This window comes from Gimesia chilikensis, from assembly GCF_007744075.1.
Classification (GTDB): Bacteria; Planctomycetota; Planctomycetia; order Planctomycetales; family Planctomycetaceae; genus Gimesia; species Gimesia chilikensis_A.
Genome location: NZ_CP036266.1, coordinates 7,073,838 through 7,091,693, shown reverse-complemented (window position 1 = coordinate 7,091,693; position 17,856 = coordinate 7,073,838). Strand labels below are relative to the sequence as shown.

At 48.2% G+C, this 17,856-nt stretch carries 15 protein-coding genes and 1 riboswitch; of the genes, 4 read left to right on the top strand and 11 right to left on the bottom strand.

The genetic code is table 11. From position 1 onward, the window contains the following. On the top strand, nucleotides 1-96 hold a 96-nt coding region (locus HG66A1_RS32925; RefSeq protein ID WP_197996831.1), incomplete at its 5' end, for a nucleotide-binding domain-containing protein. 205 nt (nucleotides 97-301) lie between these two features. Here HG66A1_RS32925 and HG66A1_RS26715 read toward each other — a convergent pair. Both HG66A1_RS26715 and HG66A1_RS26710 read right to left on the bottom strand, forming a co-directional pair. Further along, the gene (locus tag HG66A1_RS26715) at nucleotides 302-1,630 is read right to left on the bottom strand and encodes a PrsW family glutamic-type intramembrane protease (RefSeq protein WP_145191482.1); all 1,329 of its coding nucleotides are present in this window, start codon (nucleotides 1,628-1,630) and stop codon (nucleotides 302-304) included. A 72-nt stretch (nucleotides 1,631-1,702) separates the two neighbouring features. Continuing rightward, nucleotides 1,703-3,043, bottom strand: coding sequence for a GYF domain-containing protein (locus tag HG66A1_RS26710; RefSeq protein ID WP_197996830.1), 1,341 nt, complete (start codon nucleotides 3,041-3,043; stop codon nucleotides 1,703-1,705). Between the two features lie 367 nt (nucleotides 3,044-3,410). On the opposite strand from HG66A1_RS26710, the gene HG66A1_RS26705 reads away from it, so the two are divergent. Further along, nucleotides 3,411-3,665 carry a helix-turn-helix domain-containing protein gene (locus tag HG66A1_RS26705; protein WP_145191476.1) on the top strand — a complete coding sequence of 85 codons (255 nt, stop codon included), beginning with the start codon at nucleotides 3,411-3,413 and terminating at the stop codon, nucleotides 3,663-3,665. A gap of 939 nt (nucleotides 3,666-4,604) precedes the next feature. On the opposite strand, the gene HG66A1_RS32920 is transcribed toward HG66A1_RS26705, so the two are convergent. From HG66A1_RS32920 to HG66A1_RS26665, 9 genes are all read right to left on the bottom strand, one after another. Next, a complete protein-coding gene (locus HG66A1_RS32920; protein ID WP_409999457.1) occupies nucleotides 4,605-4,766 on the bottom strand; it encodes a hypothetical protein in 162 nt (53 codons plus the stop codon). A gap of 1,945 nt (nucleotides 4,767-6,711) precedes the next feature. Further along, nucleotides 6,712-7,002: a CRISPR-associated endonuclease Cas2 gene (gene cas2 / locus HG66A1_RS26700; protein WP_145191473.1), complete on the bottom strand. Its 291-nt coding sequence runs from the start codon at nucleotides 7,000-7,002 to the stop codon at nucleotides 6,712-6,714. A gap of 14 nt (nucleotides 7,003-7,016) precedes the next feature. Beyond that, nucleotides 7,017-8,051: a type I-C CRISPR-associated endonuclease Cas1c gene (cas1c, locus tag HG66A1_RS26695; RefSeq protein WP_145191471.1), complete on the bottom strand. Its 1,035-nt coding sequence runs from the start codon at nucleotides 8,049-8,051 to the stop codon at nucleotides 7,017-7,019. A gap of 14 nt (nucleotides 8,052-8,065) precedes the next feature. After that, nucleotides 8,066-8,767: a CRISPR-associated protein Cas4 gene (gene cas4 / locus HG66A1_RS26690; RefSeq protein WP_145191468.1), complete on the bottom strand. Its 702-nt coding sequence runs from the start codon at nucleotides 8,765-8,767 to the stop codon at nucleotides 8,066-8,068. Between the two features lie 95 nt (nucleotides 8,768-8,862). Continuing rightward, complete coding sequence (gene cas7c, locus HG66A1_RS26685) at nucleotides 8,863-9,744, bottom strand: type I-C CRISPR-associated protein Cas7/Csd2 (protein WP_145191465.1); 882 nt, start codon at nucleotides 9,742-9,744, stop codon at nucleotides 8,863-8,865. 84 nt (nucleotides 9,745-9,828) lie between these two features. Continuing rightward, nucleotides 9,829-11,598, bottom strand: coding sequence for a type I-C CRISPR-associated protein Cas8c/Csd1 (gene cas8c / locus HG66A1_RS26680; RefSeq protein ID WP_145191462.1), 1,770 nt, complete (start codon nucleotides 11,596-11,598; stop codon nucleotides 9,829-9,831). Continuing rightward, the gene (gene cas5c / locus HG66A1_RS26675; RefSeq protein WP_145191459.1) at nucleotides 11,595-12,257 is read right to left on the bottom strand and encodes a type I-C CRISPR-associated protein Cas5c; all 663 of its coding nucleotides are present in this window, start codon (nucleotides 12,255-12,257) and stop codon (nucleotides 11,595-11,597) included. Before cas5c ends, cas8c begins: the two co-directional genes overlap by 4 nt. 15 nt (nucleotides 12,258-12,272) lie before the next feature. After that, nucleotides 12,273-14,594: a CRISPR-associated helicase Cas3' gene (gene cas3 / locus HG66A1_RS26670; protein WP_145191456.1), complete on the bottom strand. Its 2,322-nt coding sequence runs from the start codon at nucleotides 14,592-14,594 to the stop codon at nucleotides 12,273-12,275. Beyond that, entirely contained in the window at nucleotides 14,587-15,603 is a 1,017-nt protein-coding gene (locus tag HG66A1_RS26665; RefSeq protein ID WP_145191453.1) for a helix-turn-helix transcriptional regulator, read from the bottom strand. Before HG66A1_RS26665 ends, cas3 begins: the two co-directional genes overlap by 8 nt. A 263-nt stretch (nucleotides 15,604-15,866) precedes the next feature. Between HG66A1_RS26665 and HG66A1_RS26660 the strand changes: the two genes are divergently transcribed. Together HG66A1_RS26660 and HG66A1_RS26655 are read left to right on the top strand one after the other, a co-directional pair. Continuing rightward, a complete protein-coding gene (locus HG66A1_RS26660) occupies nucleotides 15,867-16,931 on the top strand; it encodes a hypothetical protein (RefSeq protein ID WP_145191450.1) in 1,065 nt (354 codons plus the stop codon). Between the two features lie 256 nt (nucleotides 16,932-17,187). After that, nucleotides 17,188-17,291, top strand: a riboswitch (SAM riboswitch). Between the two features lie 120 nt (nucleotides 17,292-17,411). Beyond that, entirely contained in the window at nucleotides 17,412-17,714 is a 303-nt protein-coding gene (locus HG66A1_RS26655; RefSeq protein WP_145191447.1) for a hypothetical protein, read from the top strand. Nucleotides 17,715-17,856: the final 142 nt, after the last annotated feature.

Sequence of the window (17,856 nt, the reverse complement as noted above, 5' to 3'; positions counted from 1 at the left end):
ACTAAATTCCCAGGGATGCATTGGGTGGAATGTTTCGTTGTCAAGAACGGTGTCTGTGTCGCGAGAAGCGGTGAATTCGTCGTCAATATTGAATGAGACATGCAGTACAGAATGTACAATCTGCTGGTATCAGGGGCAGCGACGTCCACGTTGCTGTGCCTGGATACCGCACAGGCACAGTGGCGGCAGCGGCCATACCGTTCAGGGATTTCGAACTGATCGGCCGTCGAGCGTGGGCCGGATGTGTTCCAAAGCCTGGGATTGGTTGCAACAGCCAAAGGAAACTGGCGGATCACTCCGTTCAAGCTGAATCCGTACAAGGCAGGTTCTGGGGCTCAGGTCGAGAGTCAAATACTCGCACTGTGATAAATACAGTCAACCATGCTACCAGTAAACCCAGAAACAACGACCGTGCAACGAGAACGTTATAGAGACTATGCAGGGCCATCGAAGATATCACAGAAAATAGAATCAAAAACGTATATTCAAAGATGTCTGTTGGCGGTTTATGAGAATTATCATCCGTATTTTCTAATAGATGATAAAAACAGGCTGCAGAAATTGTTGTCCAGCAGCCATGCAACATTGCCACTGAGAAGAATCGCAGCAAATAGATCGAGAGCGGCATTTCCTGGAGCTGATACATCTGAGAATGGTACATCACTCCTTCCACAATACCGAAGCCGAGCCCTGACAGGGCTCCCACGAACAAACCTCTCTGCTTCCAGTCTCCCGCGGTAGATTTCGCCACGTACATTACAGGAATGAATTTCAACACTTCCTCGCATAAAGCGACACTCGAGAACATTGCAACAAAATGGTAAAAGAAAGGTAGGCTCGCTCCCATATCATCTGGAGAGATCTGGTTGTAGCCATTTCCGATTAACCAGGTTAGACAGAGAAAGATTTTGAAACGCCCTCCGCCGGTCTTCATGACTTCCGAAAATGGAGTACCTGCATATTTGGTAGCCATCTCCTGGAAGAAAAAGAGCAACGGAATTGCAATGATGAATGTAAAGATGAAGGCACCGATCCCGATCCCGTAATCATTTTCCCCGGATTTAATCAATACAGAGAAGAGAATGCCACCGCAGATTGTCGCAATGATTGCAAGAAACCAGGGACTATCAGGAGTCGAGCCAAAGTTTGGTAGCAAAAACGGAACCATTATCATCAGGTATAAGATCCAGCCCGGGTTCATGTATTGTTTTAAATCCAGGATATTCTGGAGATAGGGTTCGAATGCGTCATTTGCTCCGTAGGCAAAATTGGGTGGAGGTTCTGATGAGTTGCTAGGCTGCCCCTCTGTATTTTCTGAGATTGATATTCTTTCTCCCCTTGGATGAAGGGTTAACATTTCCGGAGCCGAATTTGCCTGAACACAATCCGTGGTGGAAGTAAGAGGTGGAGGTGGTGGAAGTCGTGATACAGCAACAGAAATTGCGTCTTCGAATGCATCCTTCCACTCTCTAAGTGGTTTCCACTCATTCCCACCAACTGGACAAGCAAGGTTATCTGGAAAGAGCTCAAGTGTCCTGATCCGTTCGCGTACGATTTCAACGTCAAATGGTCCGTCTGGTATCTCGGCTTTTGCGATCCACCATTTGGGATCGACTGTTCCAACTGACATTACTCAAGTTCCTTTGTGGGCAGATAATCTAAAATGTGCGTTGGCTTTTCCAGATGTTTTTCTGGAGAGAAATCAAGAGCGTGTATTACTTGAGTAGATGTATATGGCTCCGATTATGATCAGCACAAAGACGATTCGACCTCCGATCTCTCCGAAGATACTTTGAAGAAATCCAATGATCACACTTTTGATGTCGGAACTCTTTTTGTCAGATTTTTCGTTTGATTCTTTTGAAATCGAGGGCTTTTGAGGGGGCATTTTTTCTGTGGAAACTGGAGCATTCGATTTGTCTGTCTGTGTGATATCATAGTTATAAATCGAATAATCTCGTTTCAGCGGGTTTTTACCTTTTACAGTTGGAGATTTCTGTTCAATCTGTCGCTGCAGTTCATCAGTGATCCCCCGGTAAAAAGTCAACATCGATGAGGGGCCGTTATCCAGGGGTTGATTGTTGAAGTGCGTAATGATCCAGCTGTCAATTTTCCATTCATCCTTGACTTCTAATAAATGAAAATAACCATTCAGGGTGAAAGTACCACCATTTTCGTCAGGCATCGTAGACCGGTAACCAACTAAATACCCACCGACATCGGGAGCAGCTTCAGCTTCGTCAGTCAGTTGAAAGTATTCAATCTCTTCTCCGTCTACCTGTGATTCTGGAAGTTGCTTGAGAAGAGTTTCGAGAAGCTCGAACTGCCGAATAATCGGCATCATGTTAGATGTGGTATATTGTTTTGCTTCATCGGGAGTATCAGCGGCCAGAAACTCACTACAGACATCCCGTGGACTAGTTGGAAGAAATGCAACGGCAAGTCCAGCCAGCTGAAGCAGGGCCAACGGAGATCCGGCTAGACAGGGGACTAACCAGCTACCAGGGCTCTTATTAGTCTCCGTAATGGATTCAAACTGTTCCTGCTGTTTCTCAAGAAACAAGTACCAGAACGCGAACGCAAATCCCCCTAGCAGTAATATTGAGATAATCAGGGAGCTTAGAACGAACTGATCAAAAAAAATGTCAGCGACGAGCCAGCCGGCTCCCAATCCCACGGGACCCCAGACTGATATTTTTTGTTCCAGTCTTTTGCTGTTAATGGCGGCAAGAATCCCTAACCACAGAGGGGTGAAAAGAAATCCCAAGTACCAGAGATGAGTCGGGTTCCAGGGAGCTTTGCCAGGATTTTGTGATGGTAACGGAGGGGGAGGGGGGATCAGTTCAGTGTGATCTATTTTTTCAGCAAATGCATCCCATTCAGTGAGCGGTTTCCATTCACTGCCTCCAACTGGGCACGCCAGTTGATCGTTTCTCAAGTCGGACTCAGTCACCCGTGCGAGAATTTCTTCTACAGAGAACGGCCCCTCATGCTGATCGCCATTCGCCAACCACCATTTGGAATCAACCTCTTTGAATTCCATACCACTCACTCCCATCCGCGAAGTCATCTTTAATTATTATGTTGATAGTGAATGCATTCTGTAGTTCAGAATCATCTCGATGTCTTAATTTACAAAACCCGCCTCGCACACCACTTCCGACGAGAATGTTTTGATCGTTTTCACTGGATGGAATTTCCAGAATCAATCATTTAGGGACGATGTTGTGACCGACCAGTATTCAGGATTTGGCTCCGGATGGGGTGCTCCAAAATCATGGAGGCTGTACATCTCCAAGTATCAAACCGACTAGTGAAAAAGATACTTCGATCGGACCATTATATCCTGTAATGGGATATCCTCAAGTGGGATGTAATCTCCCTGTACTTTTTTGGGAGGTACAGGGAGTTTGAAAAAGAATCTATATACGCAACGGCAGCGCATTCTGCTCGATTTACTGCGAGAAACTAGGAAAGAAGCAGGCCTGCGCCAGGATGATGTAGCCAAGCGATTGGGGCGGCCTCAGTCATTTGTCAGCAAATATGAGTCCGGGGAACGCAGACTCGACATTCTGGAGCTCTATGATATTTGCAAGGCAATGGGGCTGACTCTGAACGACTTTGTTGAAACGCTCCAGGCAATACTTTTAAAAAACAAGTATTAATCCACTCAATGGATGCTATTGCTAATGGTGACATATAAGTCTATCTCCGACTCAGCTTCAACTACCAATTGTATAAATCGCAGAGTCCTATACTTACTGGTTAATGGCGAACTCTTTCGGATACGTGAGGGGCGATGGATTTCGCCATTCTGGACGATGTCCAGACCGATGTTTCAATCCGCGCCCCTACGTGAGGGGCGATATTCGGAGCGGGTGAGGAATACGTACCGAAGCGGCGTTTCAATCCGCGCCCCTACGTGAGGGGCGATCTGTGGGCCAGTTCCCGGATGACGACATTGTCCGGTTTCAATCCGCGCCCCTACGTGAGGGGCGATGTCGCCATCTGCCCCAACGCGAGCCACCTGAGTTGTTTCAATCCGCGCCCCTACGTGAGGGGCGATAACGAACAGTCACGGCACCTGCTCGCCGGGAAATGTTTCAATCCGCGCCCCTACGTGAGGGGCGATATCTGCTTGTCTCGGTGTCTTCCATTGCTTCGTTGTTTCAATCCGCGCCCCTACGTGAGGGGCGATCTTGCGGTCCTGATAAGCCTCAAGGTCTGGCCTCAGTTTCAATCCGCGCCCCTACGTGAGGGGCGATTGGCGTTGCACAGCAAGACCCGCGCGGTGTCGTGTTTCAATCCGCGCCCCTACGTGAGGGGCGATTCACCATCGAAAACAGCAAAGTTTATCAGAAGGTGTTTCAATCCGCGCCCCTACGTGAGGGGCGATTGGTGCATTCAGCGGTCAGAGGGAAGCAGCAAAAGTTTCAATCCGCGCCCCTACGTGAGGGGCGATCTTGGTATCAGGGACATAGAGACCAGTGGGCTTGTTTCAATCCGCGCCCCTACGTGAGGGGCGATCCGGCGGTCAGTTCACCAGTTACCAGACCACCATGTTTCAATCCGCGCCCCTACGTGAGGGGCGATCATGGATTACGTCAAGCTGATTCATCCATCCCTGTTTCAATCCGCGCCCCTACGTGAGGGGCGATCAATGTCGGCTCTGATGTCGGGCTGGGTGGAATTGTTTCAATCCGCGCCCCTACGTGAGGGGCGATGCCGTCGCCTGGATCGACATGGATGCCATTTTCCAGTTTCAATCCGCGCCCCTACGTGAGGGGCGATGACAATTCAGTATTCCACCAACATTCAGGAACCGGTTTCAATCCGCGCCCCTACGTGAGGGGCGATATCGTCGTGTCCCCTTTCTGGAAATCACCATTCAGTTTCAATCCGCGCCCCTACGTGAGGGGCGATGTGGAACTGTCCGACGATCCGCATTCCCTACACCGTTTCAATCCGCGCCCCTACGTGAGGGGCGATGCTGGAACTGCAGCAGCTCGGCATCAAATTCTGGATCGTTTCAATCCGCGCCCCTACGTGAGGGGCGATGCTCGACCGATCTTCTTTGGAGCCCCCACTTATCAGTTTCAATCCGCGCCCCTACGTGAGGGGCGATTGACAATCAATTCTTCTGCAGAGTGGTATCCGTGTTTCAATCCGCGCCCCTACGTGAGGGGCGATGCTGTATATGTTGCCGATCGTGCGGATGATGTTTCTGTTTCAATCCGCGCCCCTACGTGAGGGGCGATAGTATAAAATGCGGGGTTTTTTCGGGTTGGTGGGTTTCAATCCGCGCCCCTACGTGAGGGGCGATACCGAGCAGATCGGAGAAACCACGCTCTATTCTGTTTCAATCCGCGCCCCTACGTGAGGGGCGATGTTTCCGAGACCTCTAAGTCGGTCCACCCTGGAGGGTTTCAATCCGCGCCCCTACGTGAGGGGCGATTCGGTCTTCTCGACAACAATGCCAGGATCCTCAATGTTTCAATCCGCGCCCCTACGTGAGGGGCGATCACCCAGGAGCCACAATGCCGATCGCTCTGTCGAGTTTCAATCCGCGCCCCTACGTGAGGGGCGATTCCACTCAGTACCGCAGGTATCACGCCTGTGAAGTTTCAATCCGCGCCCCTACGTGAGGGGCGATTAGAGCTGGTCTTCAGGTTCAGGTGTAACCGCTTGTTTCAATCCGCGCCCCTACGTGAGGGGCGATGGAACCAGGCGATCATATTATGGTTGCCAAAATTGTTTCAATCCGCGCCCCTACGTGAGGGGCGATCTGCCATGTCATCTACTCCGTAATGTCTCAACTGTGTTTCAATCCGCGCCCCTACGTGAGGGGCGATTACTCTCCTTCCTGTGTATTAGCAGCGGACCTCAGTTTCAATCCGCGCCCCTACGTGAGGGGCGATCGAAGATTTTCGAATCCGCGTTTCTCTAAGGTGTTTCAATCCGCGCCCCTACGTGAGGGGCGATGTGAAGTGACTTGAAGTGCCCGCGAAAGTGGAGCCAGTTTCAATCCGCGCCCCTACGTGAGGGGCGATGTATCGTGCGTCTTATCACAGGGGACTATCCGGTGTTTCAATCCGCGCCCCTACGTGAGGGGCGATGAACCACCATTGTGTATGTGCGGTCTGAGTCGTAGTTTCAATCCGCGCCCCTACGTGAGGGGCGATCGCGTGAAGATTGAGGACTATTGTGTTTATGGAGTTTCAATCCGCGCCCCTACGTGAGGGGCGATCAATCGCCGAGGTCGAGGCGCTGCCGTCAATCTTGTTTCAATCCGCGCCCCTACGTGAGGGGCGATAATCACCAACCGAGTGTCCCTGTCTCCTGCTGTGTTTCAATCCGCGCCCCTACGTGAGGGGCGATTCGGATCTGCCTTGGCTTCAAAGCTGGCTTTCGGGTTTCAATCCGCGCCCCTACGTGAGGGGCGATTCGATAGTCAGCCGCTTGTAGGTTGAAGATAGTGTTTCAATCCGCGCCCCTACGTGAGGGGCGATAGCGATGCTGTAAACCACTATGCTGCAATTGCCTGGACGAACTGATTCGCGAAGCAGATGCTTTTCCATACTGATTTACGAGGTCACTATAATTCAAAGTATATAAATCCATTAAAAGTAACAAGTTGGAAGAAGTGCGAAACATCTGGCTCATATGAGCGCGCATTGGGTTCGCAATTTGAAATGAGGTTGCTGGAAACGATTACATAATCAGTGGACCATCAATATTGTAACCGTCTTTCGAGCCATGATGCTCCACACGTCGCTCCCAGTTATTTCCCAGATTATAAAAGCGAAGGCTATCCTGGGAAAGGTCGGCTATCTCTAAAAGAATGGCTTTGTAAAGCGTCCATTGCCCCGCATCAGCTTTAATCTCAAAAACTGAGTTTTGAACACGCTGACCGATATTCTCACAGGCCTTTGCCATACGACGTAATCGTTTCTGGCCTTTTGGATCAGCAGTGGAAATGTCGTAAGTAACCAGGACATACACGAATCGGAGGTCCTTTATTTCCAGAGAAATGGAGGGTAGAGATCAAGATCACCACGGAGGTGTCGTGCCAGTAGGCGAGCTTGAATGAGTGGTAAGAGGCCTATTGTAATCTTTTCGTTGATGAAAGGATGGAAGATTTCTTCACTTTTACGTTGCTGCCAAGCAGTCAGAATTGTTCGTCTGGCTTCCGGAGAGATAACCACAGCTCCGTTTTCCAGCGTTTGAAAGGCTGAAGAATTCAGCTGCTGCCGATTGATCAATGAAAACACCAGGCGATCCGCTAACCAGGGACGAAACTCTTCTATTAAGTCCAGGGCCAAACCGGGCCTGCCAGGGCGATCCCGGTGAAGATATCCCACCGCAGCATCCAGACCTGTAGCTTCACAGGCAGAGCGTACATCATGTGTAAGGAGTGTATATATAAATGACATCAACGAATTGATCGAATCCAGGGGAGGACGTTTCGATCGTTTCTGAAATGCAAAACATTCCTGAAACTGAGTCTGCAGAGAATTAAAAGCCGAGAAATATTGCGTAGCCGCCTCACCTTCGATCCCGCGGAGTTCGTGAATATCAGAGGCTGTAGTGGCCGCTTCAATCGCGATCTTCATACGGACAGCCGCTCTCTCAATTGTCTGTACTCTAGGTTCAAGTACATTCGCATCTCGAATCGCCCTGCGTAAGACAGTGCGGCAGTTGGCAAGCTTGCCTAGCACAAAAGAGCGGGCCAATGTAAACGTTCTCTCTTCATTATCTGCGGCTCGATACTGCTCTCTACGCAGCAGAACATTGCCTGATGTAAAGCCCTGTATCAGCGCCCGGAACCGTCCACGTTCGTCGAGTAGAGAAATCGATATCCCTGCCTGACTGGCTGCCTGCATCAGTTGCGGACTTAAGCTAATCCGTCCGATACAGACAATACTGTCAAGATTATGAAAAGGCAGACGGGTTTGAGTCTGGCGATTCAAGCGAATTGAAACGGTATCTCCTTCCTTGGCCAGGTAAGATCCTTCTGTCGTGACAAAGAGCGTATTCAAATGGGTTTTCATGTTTGTACTCACTGTCATTTTATGGAGTTGAGGACCTGCTGATTCAGCCACTGACTGGCTGAAGTATTCTGGAACGTTTGTGGCAAACAGAGTTCAAATAGTGAGCAACTTTGACATTTCGGACCATATTCAGCCGGAGGAGTTGAGCCAGAGGTCATGAGATCGTGCATTTGCTGAATCGTGTCGATGGTAGTATTCCGCAAAGAATCATCCAGAATAACTTCAAAACGGTGCTGTTTTTTTCCATAAAAAAGCAAACCTCGACCGATAGAAATTCCCAGCATTTCTTCCAGGCACAATACCTGAGCGCATAGTTGAACCCGGTCAGAATCGTTTTGTTTTGGTTGTCCGCGTTTGTATTCAATTGGCAGGACTGTCCAGCCTGTCAGGGACTGACCACGATGTTCATGAATGAGGTCTTTGAGAGTCCCGCTATTTGCCTTTTGCAAACCGGCTGGGGGATGCCACTCGATGATATCTGCCTTACCAATCAGACCATATTCAAGGCTGTGAAGCGGTAGATCACGAGTAATACGAATGCCGTTTCTGGTAGTTGATTTCCCGCTTTCTGCTTTCTTATGTAGAATTCGTCCCTCTGCCGTCCACTGATTCTCTGCCCATAAACGTTCGAGATGGATCAAGGCACACTGTCGCGGACAAAATATCAGATGTTGTAATGCAGAGATCGGAACCAGATCATCTTCGTTAAATGTCATATGCTGCACTCCACTTTTGAGAATGCATTGGGATACCATTAAAACCGAACCAGACAATGTGGCCCCCGAAAAACATTTCCCGGGGGCCACTCAATTCAGATCTTTCTTTCGACTGAGATTCCTTGTGGGAGATCATCGTCGACCACTGTAACTTTGTAATCACTGAATGAACGAGGCGGCCCCGAAGCTCCATTTGATTCACAACGCTCAATTTTGACGCGACTGAACAGTTTATGTGCGGGAGCATTCCCCAGGGGACTTTCATGCTGAAATACAATCAACTCCTGCGGCGACATCTGTCCGCGTGCTGCGGCACGATCATGATCGAACATATTTGCCAGGGCGGACCAGAGGAGTTCAAGGTCCTCCCCATTACTTTCAAAACCGGTTTGTGCAGCCAGATTGGCATTGATAAACCCGTGCATCCGATACAGGCCATAGGGAACTGTGAACTTTCTCCCCATGGTACGATTGTCTCCCTCCTGTTTTTCGGCCTCCTTCTCTGTAGTAACTGCACAGCGTGTTATGGAATGCTCAGCAGAGATGATAGGATCAATACTTCTTCCAAAGGTGAACTGAACTGGACCGCGAACCTGCCCTGCATTAACACCTGTCGTCATTACAGCACCGAAAGCACGGATGTCGAAAAAATTCTGGCACATCCATTGCGTAATTTTAGTCGCGTTATCTCCTTTATTCCGATCTCCTTTTGCTTTTGGGTCTACATCCAGTGCCTGATAGGCCCTTTCATGCTGCTGGTTCAGGACTGCTTTTTCCTTGATGTAGATTTCATAGGGAGGCTGTTCCTCTTTAGTGAGTCCAATATAATTCCGGATCTTTCGTTTAATACAGACATCCGTCACCAGCCCCTGTCCTGTTTCGGCATCCAGCCGAGGAAGATTGCCGGCATCGGGATCGCCATTAGGATTACCATCGGTGACATCAAAGAGATAAACAAAATCGTAACGGTGATTCATGGGGGTATTCTTTCTTTGTGTATTGAGTGATGTTAAATACGGATTTAGTCAAAGTGAAAAAGGTTCTCGCTTCATTTCAAGCCATCAGACTATCTCTGACACTGTCTTTTCGGTCGTCTTCCTGGAAGTTTTTTTGGTGAATATGTCCTGGCGCTGGTGGTAATAGCCCAACGCAAATAATCCCTGTTGCTGCAGGTCCAAATGGCTGGGAAACAGATTCAACTTCTGGCAGATCTCCTGAATGCGTTTCTCATGATATGTTTTACCGGCAGGTTCCAGTTTCCCGAGATGATGCTGATTCATACGAATCAGACGAGGAAATACACTTCCCGGCGTTGCCGACGCAGCACCAAAGAAACGATCTTTAATAGTTGCATTTATTCCAGGTAGAGCATCTTCCTGTGATTTCTCCAGCTCAGCAAATAGACGCCCCATGTGATAAGCGGGATCAGGGTAATCTGGGTCAAGGGACACGGAAATCTCCTTAAGTAATTGAAAATGTGTTTGAAGTCTGGTTTTACGATTTAAGCACGCTTTAAGTAGTGACGCACGTCGATAATTGACCTGTCGGTCCATACGGATTCTCCGCAATATGCTGGAGTAGAGCATCTCTGGATACGCCAGTCCGGAGAGAATGGCTTTCATGACAGAACCGGCAAGTAGAGGAGGAAGATCCTTATTATCTCTCACGGTCTCAGCCAGCAACTGCCAGATCGCAGGCATGGCGAGTGCTTTTTCAGGCTTGCCGCATATTTCCAGGTCCTGCATATGCTGGCTCAGATGTGTGAAGATTTCACCGAGTGAGCTTACATACCAGAAGCGAACAGCAATGCGGGCAGCGTTAGGAGAAAGGCCTAAAACATAGAATGCAGTTTCCGGATCTCCCAGTTCCTGATTAGGATACTGGCCTTTCGCAATTTGCTTGAGTAATCGATTCAGATTCTCTCGTAACGATTCATCCTCTGCCTTGATGTCCGGATCCATGAATGCTGAGAAAAGATGCTCCATGGGTGAGGCCCGCTCGGTCCAGAAGACGACCGTAGCGTCTCCAACGGTAAAGCTTCGGTTATTATCACGGGATAAAAGATAGTTCAAAGCAGTACAATACTGAAACGCAGCCTGTTCGCTGACAGGAGCATTGAACGATTGCTCTTTACGGTACGATTCATAAGCTGACGTATTAAATGAGACAATTGATGCACCAGCTGACTGAGCACCGCGCACCCCTTTGATTTTTGGTTCATGCAACCGGGCTAACCTTTGTTTTTTGCCTGTCACCAGGCAAAATGCGTTGACGGCAGCTTGACTTTCTTGTTGAGATTCAAGCTGACTATCCCACCAGGACTTGATTTCCGGAGTTTCATGCACATAGCGTTCTTCACCGGATACTTGAAAGACCAGGAAACCTGTAGCTGCTTCAGCCAACTCAGGATACTCGGCGGCAGTCTCAGGATCCCAGGATCTGAGAAACTGACAGACAGCCGTATAACCGGGATAATTAATTTCCTTTTCCAGACTCAGGTGGTAATCGCGCGATGTTTCAAACGCTTCTCTCGTGCGTTCTAGTTTGGGATCATCTGGCTTATACCCCAATAGATAACTCGAATTGTCCCAGAGAAAACAGGGATTCAGACCTGACCCGGAAGGTTTGGCACCGCCACAGACCTGGATTTCCTGTGATATCAGTCGCTTGCCTGATTCCCGACGGATATCTGAAAACTGAATGAGCTTTCCTTGTTTGTTGATCACAATGCAAAAGCTGATTTTTTGAGAACTGTACCCATATGAGGGAATCTCAATCTCCGGGTCTGCGGCCAATCGTTCATAGAACTGATTGAGAGATTGCAGAATCACGATAACACCTCATTTCCGTGAAATGGGGGAACTTCAATCACACCATCGGTCATTACCGCACGGAAGAATCGGGGGGTACATTCCTCATCGAAATCGATGTCATGCAACATATATCCCAAATCTTTTTGTCCCTGGAGTGATTCGGGACAATGGGAGATTTCAGCGGGATCCTGCCATTCATAGTTGCAGGAAAATTCACGGCAGCCGAAATAAGGTTGTTGAAAGTGCTGCCCTTTTTCGACCCGTCGTTTGAACATTTCGTAATGTTTTTTGGGATGTTCTGACTTGTCCAGAAGTTCAAAATGAGCTTCGACCGCGTATTCAACATTACGCAGGACGATAGCGGCACGCTGTTGACGGTCTTCGTCAACATAGATCCCCAAACGCCCCTTTCCATCCTTCATTGACTTTCTGGGACCATTGACTGCAATTTTGCTTGAGACTTCATTACGGCGGATATTCATGAAGCGAATCGGGGCCAAAACATGAATCCGATCGATACACCAGCGGATTTGCGGTTTCCAGTAGATTGCTTCGAGAACGCCACGTGCAGCGGAAGGTGTAATGACATCGTAAGAGACCCGCTCTACTTTCATCTCGGGACGGGTAAAACAAGCGTAGTCCCCCCAAAGACGAAGCAAGATGGACGTGTTTTTCATCAGTCATCCTTTCGTTTAAAAAATAGATTGTGAAACATCGAGAATCCCAGCCTGTTCTGGCATAAATCCCAGATGATTAAAGTCATAACAGCTTAAGTTGATGAGCTCGTAATATCCGGACGGTTGTCCTTCTCCGTCTGGGAGTTCAGAAATATCTTTCCCCAGCATGGTGTTCAGTGCAGGCTGACTAATGCCGATGGTATATCGCTGCAGAATCCGCAGCAGTTGGCGTTTAGGGGCAGTAGTCGCCTGATCTGTAGATCTCAGACATTCACGAAATCGGGAGAGAGCCGATTGGGATTTTTCATCAAAGGGAATAAAAATGCTGATCTGATAATCGTCGATTAATTGAAATCTTTTCGCTGCTTCCCGGTAGAAAAACTCAGGAATGCCTTGGGCTGATAAATAGAATAGCTGCATAATCCCATGCTCATCCCACTCGTTTTTATGTTCCCAGTAGTTAGAACAGAAGTATTGTTGAATCGCTGGCAGAGACAACCAGCCATGCGAATGCAATGGACTAAATTCATCCCGGATCATTCTAAGAGTCGTCTCAGCAGTCCTTTTCAGATAGCCTCGTACTTGCGACCACTTATCCCCATCAGGTTGAAAGACATAGACATCAGCCGATTCGAGCTTCCCTTCACGATTACATCGTCCCGCTGCCTGGGCAATACTGTCCAGGCCTGCCACTGCCCTGAATACCACAGGGAAATCGACGTCCACACCAGCTTCGATCAGTTGAGTGCTGATGACCCGGCACGGTTTGCCCTGTGAGAGTCGTTCTCTGATTTCACCCAGCTTTTGAAACCGATGTACGGCACACAAATTGGTGCTTAAATGAAAGAGCCCTGTTGTGCCTCCCTGCTGTTTCAGAGCTTCAAACAGGTTTGACGCGTCCGGTTTGGTATTAACGATGCCGAGAAAGCTATCATGTTCATTGAGTCTTTCTACCAGAGAGTCCTGTGTTACAGGTCCCAGAAAACGGACATCAACGCGTTTCATCTGCCTGGAAAGGGTAACCGGATCTGGAATGATTTCCCTGACACCTTTCAGCCCAATTTGAAATTCGTCGCGATACAGGATCGCCGGCTGAGTGGCAGTACATAACACGATGGTGCAGCCGTAATTATTGACCAGTTCCTGTAATACTTTCAGACAAGGCTTCAGAAATTCGACGGGCAGAGTCTGTGCTTCATCCAGGATGATGATGGAATTGACCAGTCGATGCAGTTTACGGCAACGGGAAGGCTTCGCTGCAAATAAGGACTCCAGCAACTGCACGTTCGTTGTCACGACCAGAGGAGCATCCCAGTTTTCGGTTGCCAGCCGAGAAGCGTATGTTTCCTGCGCGAGATCTATATTGCAGTGATGCTCCAGTACGACGTCCGTCTCCAGTGCGTCAAATAGATTGCGAAAGACAGAAGCGGTCTGTTCCACAATACTGGTAAAAGGAATGGCATAGATGATTCGCTCTTTCTGATGACATCTTCGATGTGCAAGCGCAAAGGCCAGACTGGAAAGAGTTTTTCCTCCTCCCGTAGGAACGGTCAGTGAAAACAGACCGGGAGTGGTATGGGCCTTGTTCATACAAGACTTCAGAATGTTCTGACGAATCTGCGAAACTGCTGACTGTGATAGACTGCTTTTGTTTTCCAGCACCGTATTTAGTGCCTCTTCCATAGCGGTCCAAATTGATTCCTCGACAGGGACAGGTCGCTCACAGGCACGATCGGGAGACATGAATTCTTCCGTCGCCAGATAATCACTGTCAACCAGGCAGGAAAACAGCATCCGATTCCAGAATGCCAGCGAAAACCCGATGCCATTGTGTTTTTTTAAGATCTCTCCTGGTATGGCCGGAAGAGACAGTTCCAGAATCTGTGTGGGAATCTGCCCTGTCGAGATCTGCGTAGACTCATCTTTCAAGCGTGCTGAGAGAGAAGAAGCTTTACCCGGTTCGGCATTGTCGTCTGCATAATCTGGTAAACCTGCATGATGTCCCATAATGCAATATGCGAGTAAGAAAGCCAGTGGTTTTTTATCCGTTACTTTGTATTTCTCTATGGCGTATTGAGCGCCGAAACTGGAATGATTGACACGACTGGATTCTTCCAGGTGGGACAGATAACCATTTGCCTGCATGAGGTATGACTGAAACCGTGGATCATACTTACCCAGGTCATGCCAGTAGCCGAGAAGTGGAGCCCAGTCGTCAGCATTCATTTTATTCAAAAAAACTTGTGCATATTGGGTAACGAGCGCCAGATGGTCTTCTAACAGTTCCCATTCTTCAACAGGACGCTCTTTCAGTGAATGGCCGTAGAACTCAGTCATAGGTCCTGTCCCCCAACGTATAGACATTGATCATCAGGTCCAGTTCGTCCCGGATCATCTCTATGAGTTCGACCGGTTCTAATACCCGGGCATGTCTTCCGAAGCTGAGTATCCAGGGGCGAATTTCTTTAAATCCAGTCAACTGGTACTCGGCAATCACAGAACCATCTCTTTTTTGAATGAGTCTTTGGCTCGAATGGAATTTTTTCTCCTGTAAGATGCGGACAACTTTGGGAGCAAAGCGGATTCTGATTGATTGAGGGGCTCGCTCTTCGGTAAAAATACCAAAAGAATGTTCCAGGTACTTCGCAGGATGAAAATCTTTAGGTCGTTGAAAACTCATCAATTTGGGTTGTACATCCACTTCTGAAATTCGATCGACTTTAAAAGTCCGGATTGCCCCGTGATCCAGGGACCAGGCAATCAGATACAGGGCTCCTTTATGAAAAATCAGTGCATAGGGATGGATGTCGTATAAAGTAACTGGTTCAGTTGACCTGAGTGATTGGTAAGTAATAACGGTCAAGCGATGATCTTCTATCGCCAGCATCAACTGATCGATGAGTTCAGCACGCTCTGCATAGTTCACAATGTGGTGATTTGTCAGATGGACTGCTGATGCCAGTTTTTCGAGAAAAAGAACAGCGGGATTGCTGAGGGCCGACTTGATTTTCTGATAAGCACTATGCGAGCCCTGCCAGAAAAGAGTACCCGCCATCAATTCCAGAAATTGTCTCCCCAGATAGAGGGCTGCTGTTTCTTCTAAGGTAAACTGCAACTGAGCGATGCCCACATTACCAGCGATTTTCCACATTTTTTTACCGTGGTTGCTGGTCACTTCCGATATTGGAAATCCAACAGTTTTCAATAAAGTCAGGTCCCGTGAAATCGTCCGACTCGATACTTCTGTTTCTTGTGATAACTCCTGAAGTGTGACACCCTGCTTACGATGAGAAAGGATCTGTAATATTCGCCATTGACGCATCAATTGAGCAGATTCAGCCATCATGAGACCTTGCAAGAAAAGAAGACCAGTCACCTTTTAGATAGTAGTGTACTGCAGGGCCTGGTCAGATCGTGTCGCACGTTGCGCGTGTACACTTCATGCTGTCGAGATGTGAATTGAAAGTCAAGCTGGTTGAAAAGGTATAATTTGAGTAAGTAGGTATGCAAGGAGTTCAGTTTCAATAAGTCATACCAACTTCAGGATGTTCTACCACAACAAAAGAAGCCAACCTCGATATAAATCTCAATTACAAGTTAGACTCCCAAATGTTGAACCACCTTCTAAATCAAGTAGCTTGTGATCCTGAAAACACAAAACTGGTATTTATGCCTGTCTCTCGCCTGCTGGTTGAATCTGTACGCTCAATTGGAGACGTCTGTATTATTCCTCCAGGAGAGGTTGACCTTGGCAAGTTTCGACCTATACGCAACAAGGAATTGTCAACTTCAAATCAGAACATAACACACTATGCCGGCCAGGACCTGCGAGAAATAATGACCTCACTAACCGGATTCAATCATGAATTACTCGCCGACACACCACTCGTCGTCTTTACTACCCAACTAGATTGGGAATTATTTCTTGACCAGGATCATGAATCCGATATTCGACTCTTAAGGCGATTAAGAGCTACTGCAGAACGCACTTTTGACCTTATTAGGCTTCACTGCTGTCACTTTGATTTCCCAGGCACATTACCGGGTAATGTTGGTTCCTGGCATGGATCTGGGGCATTCCTTGGCGCAATGATCTACACACGACCAGATCATGAAAGCTATTTGATTGCTGGCGAGGCGATAGAGTGTTCCATCGTAACAAAAGGCTTAGGGCTTGATCTCGACGTTGACATTACCGACAAACTCCCAGAATCAGCCGATGGAGAGGTTGCCAGTGTTGCAATCCATGGCCTGTCACTTCTCTCAGATGTCATGACTGCAAATAATGATACAATTAAATTCATTCGTGCAATGATTTTGCTTGAGTTCCTCGCAAATCCTGATGAGTTTAAGAACTGGAAGTCACTCAAGGGCAATATAATCTGCCACTGTGCGTCCAGCAAAACTCATTACCTCAAACTGGCACATCGATTCAAAGAGTTGACATCTTTGAAAGACGCTAATGATAATCAGATCGGGATACGCACGCTGGTCGTCCATCATGGTAGATTTCTTGATGACATCGTCCCAGACTCAGATGATCGGCGATCACTATTCCGAGAACTCCAAATATATGCCTCAAGCGTCTTGGGCGATATGCTGGCAAACGCAACGATGAGTTGGGCCGAGTTTGAGGAGTTGCGCAATATAAAGAAGAATTCACTAGGCGTCTAACTAGTCAATTTGACTATGGCGCGAACACGGACTTGCAGACTTTTACACTCTTGAGTGAGGCATCTATCACGGCAGCTCGGCTAGAAGTGTGGATTGAAACAGCCAGCGTATGAAGTGCCCTCCAAAGATCGTACCCCACGTACTCAAACATCTCACTCAGTGTGAACCTAATCTTATCCAGATTCTTTGTACAATTAGATCTTGACCGTTGAAACATTACATATATGATTTCCCTGTCGGTGGGAATTCCCACCTGATTGCATCACGAGTGGCGTTGAGGGATATGGCCCTTTGAAACGCCCGGCAACCTGGTTCAGCCACCAAGGTGCCACAGCCTTTCCGAGAGGAAAACGATGCGGCCTGAAAAAGCAAAGAATGGCTCTGAGACCCCAGTGAGGCCTCTCTCTGCTTACGACTGCTTGCCAGTTTTGCCCGTGATAATTCTATTCTAATTCAGGATAAATCGAGGAGAAACGGGCAATGTTATTCAGCGGAAAACAATATCTGTACACAAAACCGGGCGAAAAAGCAGAACTGCACTGTCCCATCTGTGGCACGAAATGCGAAGTTAAACGCAACTGTTATGGACCGACCTGCTTTGCCGAGGCGGTTGGTGGTCTAGGGCATCTGCACGACTGCTTTACCTGCCCCCACCGGGACGAAGACTGGCATCAGCACGCCAGTCAACTGATCGCACAGAAGCATGAATGTGCCAGTCGGCGAGTGCGGGGACTGATCGACCTGGATTTAAAGGAAACACTGACGACACGTTCTGTGCTATGAGTGGATTTGGGCCAGATCAATGGTCTTCCTGAATTGACAGCAATGCGACGTTGGTAAATCTCTGGATGAAAGTCTCTATCTAGATAAATGGACAGTTAGCATCCAGCTTCCCGATCGTCTCATGAGAGTCTGGCTGAACCCA

Bases quoted from the DNA above. Each gene is read 5' to 3' on its own strand.
- HG66A1_RS26715 (WP_145191482.1), bottom strand. From the start codon at position 1,630: ATGTCAGTTGGAACAGTCGATCCCAAATGGTGGATCGCAAAAGCCGAG.
- HG66A1_RS26710 (WP_197996830.1), bottom strand. From the start codon at position 3,043: ATGGAATTCAAAGAGGTTGATTCCAAATGGTGGTTGGCGAATGGCGAT.
- cas1c (WP_145191471.1), bottom strand. From the start codon at position 8,051: ATGAAAACCCATTTGAATACGCTCTTTGTCACGACAGAAGGATCTTAC.
- cas4 (WP_145191468.1), bottom strand. From the start codon at position 8,767: ATGACATTTAACGAAGATGATCTGGTTCCGATCTCTGCATTACAACAT.
- cas7c (WP_145191465.1), bottom strand. From the start codon at position 9,744: ATGAATCACCGTTACGATTTTGTTTATCTCTTTGATGTCACCGATGGT.
- cas5c (WP_145191459.1), bottom strand. From the start codon at position 12,257: ATGAAAAACACGTCCATCTTGCTTCGTCTTTGGGGGGACTACGCTTGT.
- cas3 (WP_145191456.1), bottom strand. From the start codon at position 14,594: ATGACTGAGTTCTACGGCCATTCACTGAAAGAGCGTCCTGTTGAAGAA.
- HG66A1_RS26665 (WP_145191453.1), bottom strand. From the start codon at position 15,603: ATGATGGCTGAATCTGCTCAATTGATGCGTCAATGGCGAATATTACAG.
- HG66A1_RS26660 (WP_145191450.1), top strand. From the start codon at position 15,867: ATGTTGAACCACCTTCTAAATCAAGTAGCTTGTGATCCTGAAAACACA.
- HG66A1_RS26655 (WP_145191447.1), top strand. From the start codon at position 17,412: ATGTTATTCAGCGGAAAACAATATCTGTACACAAAACCGGGCGAAAAA.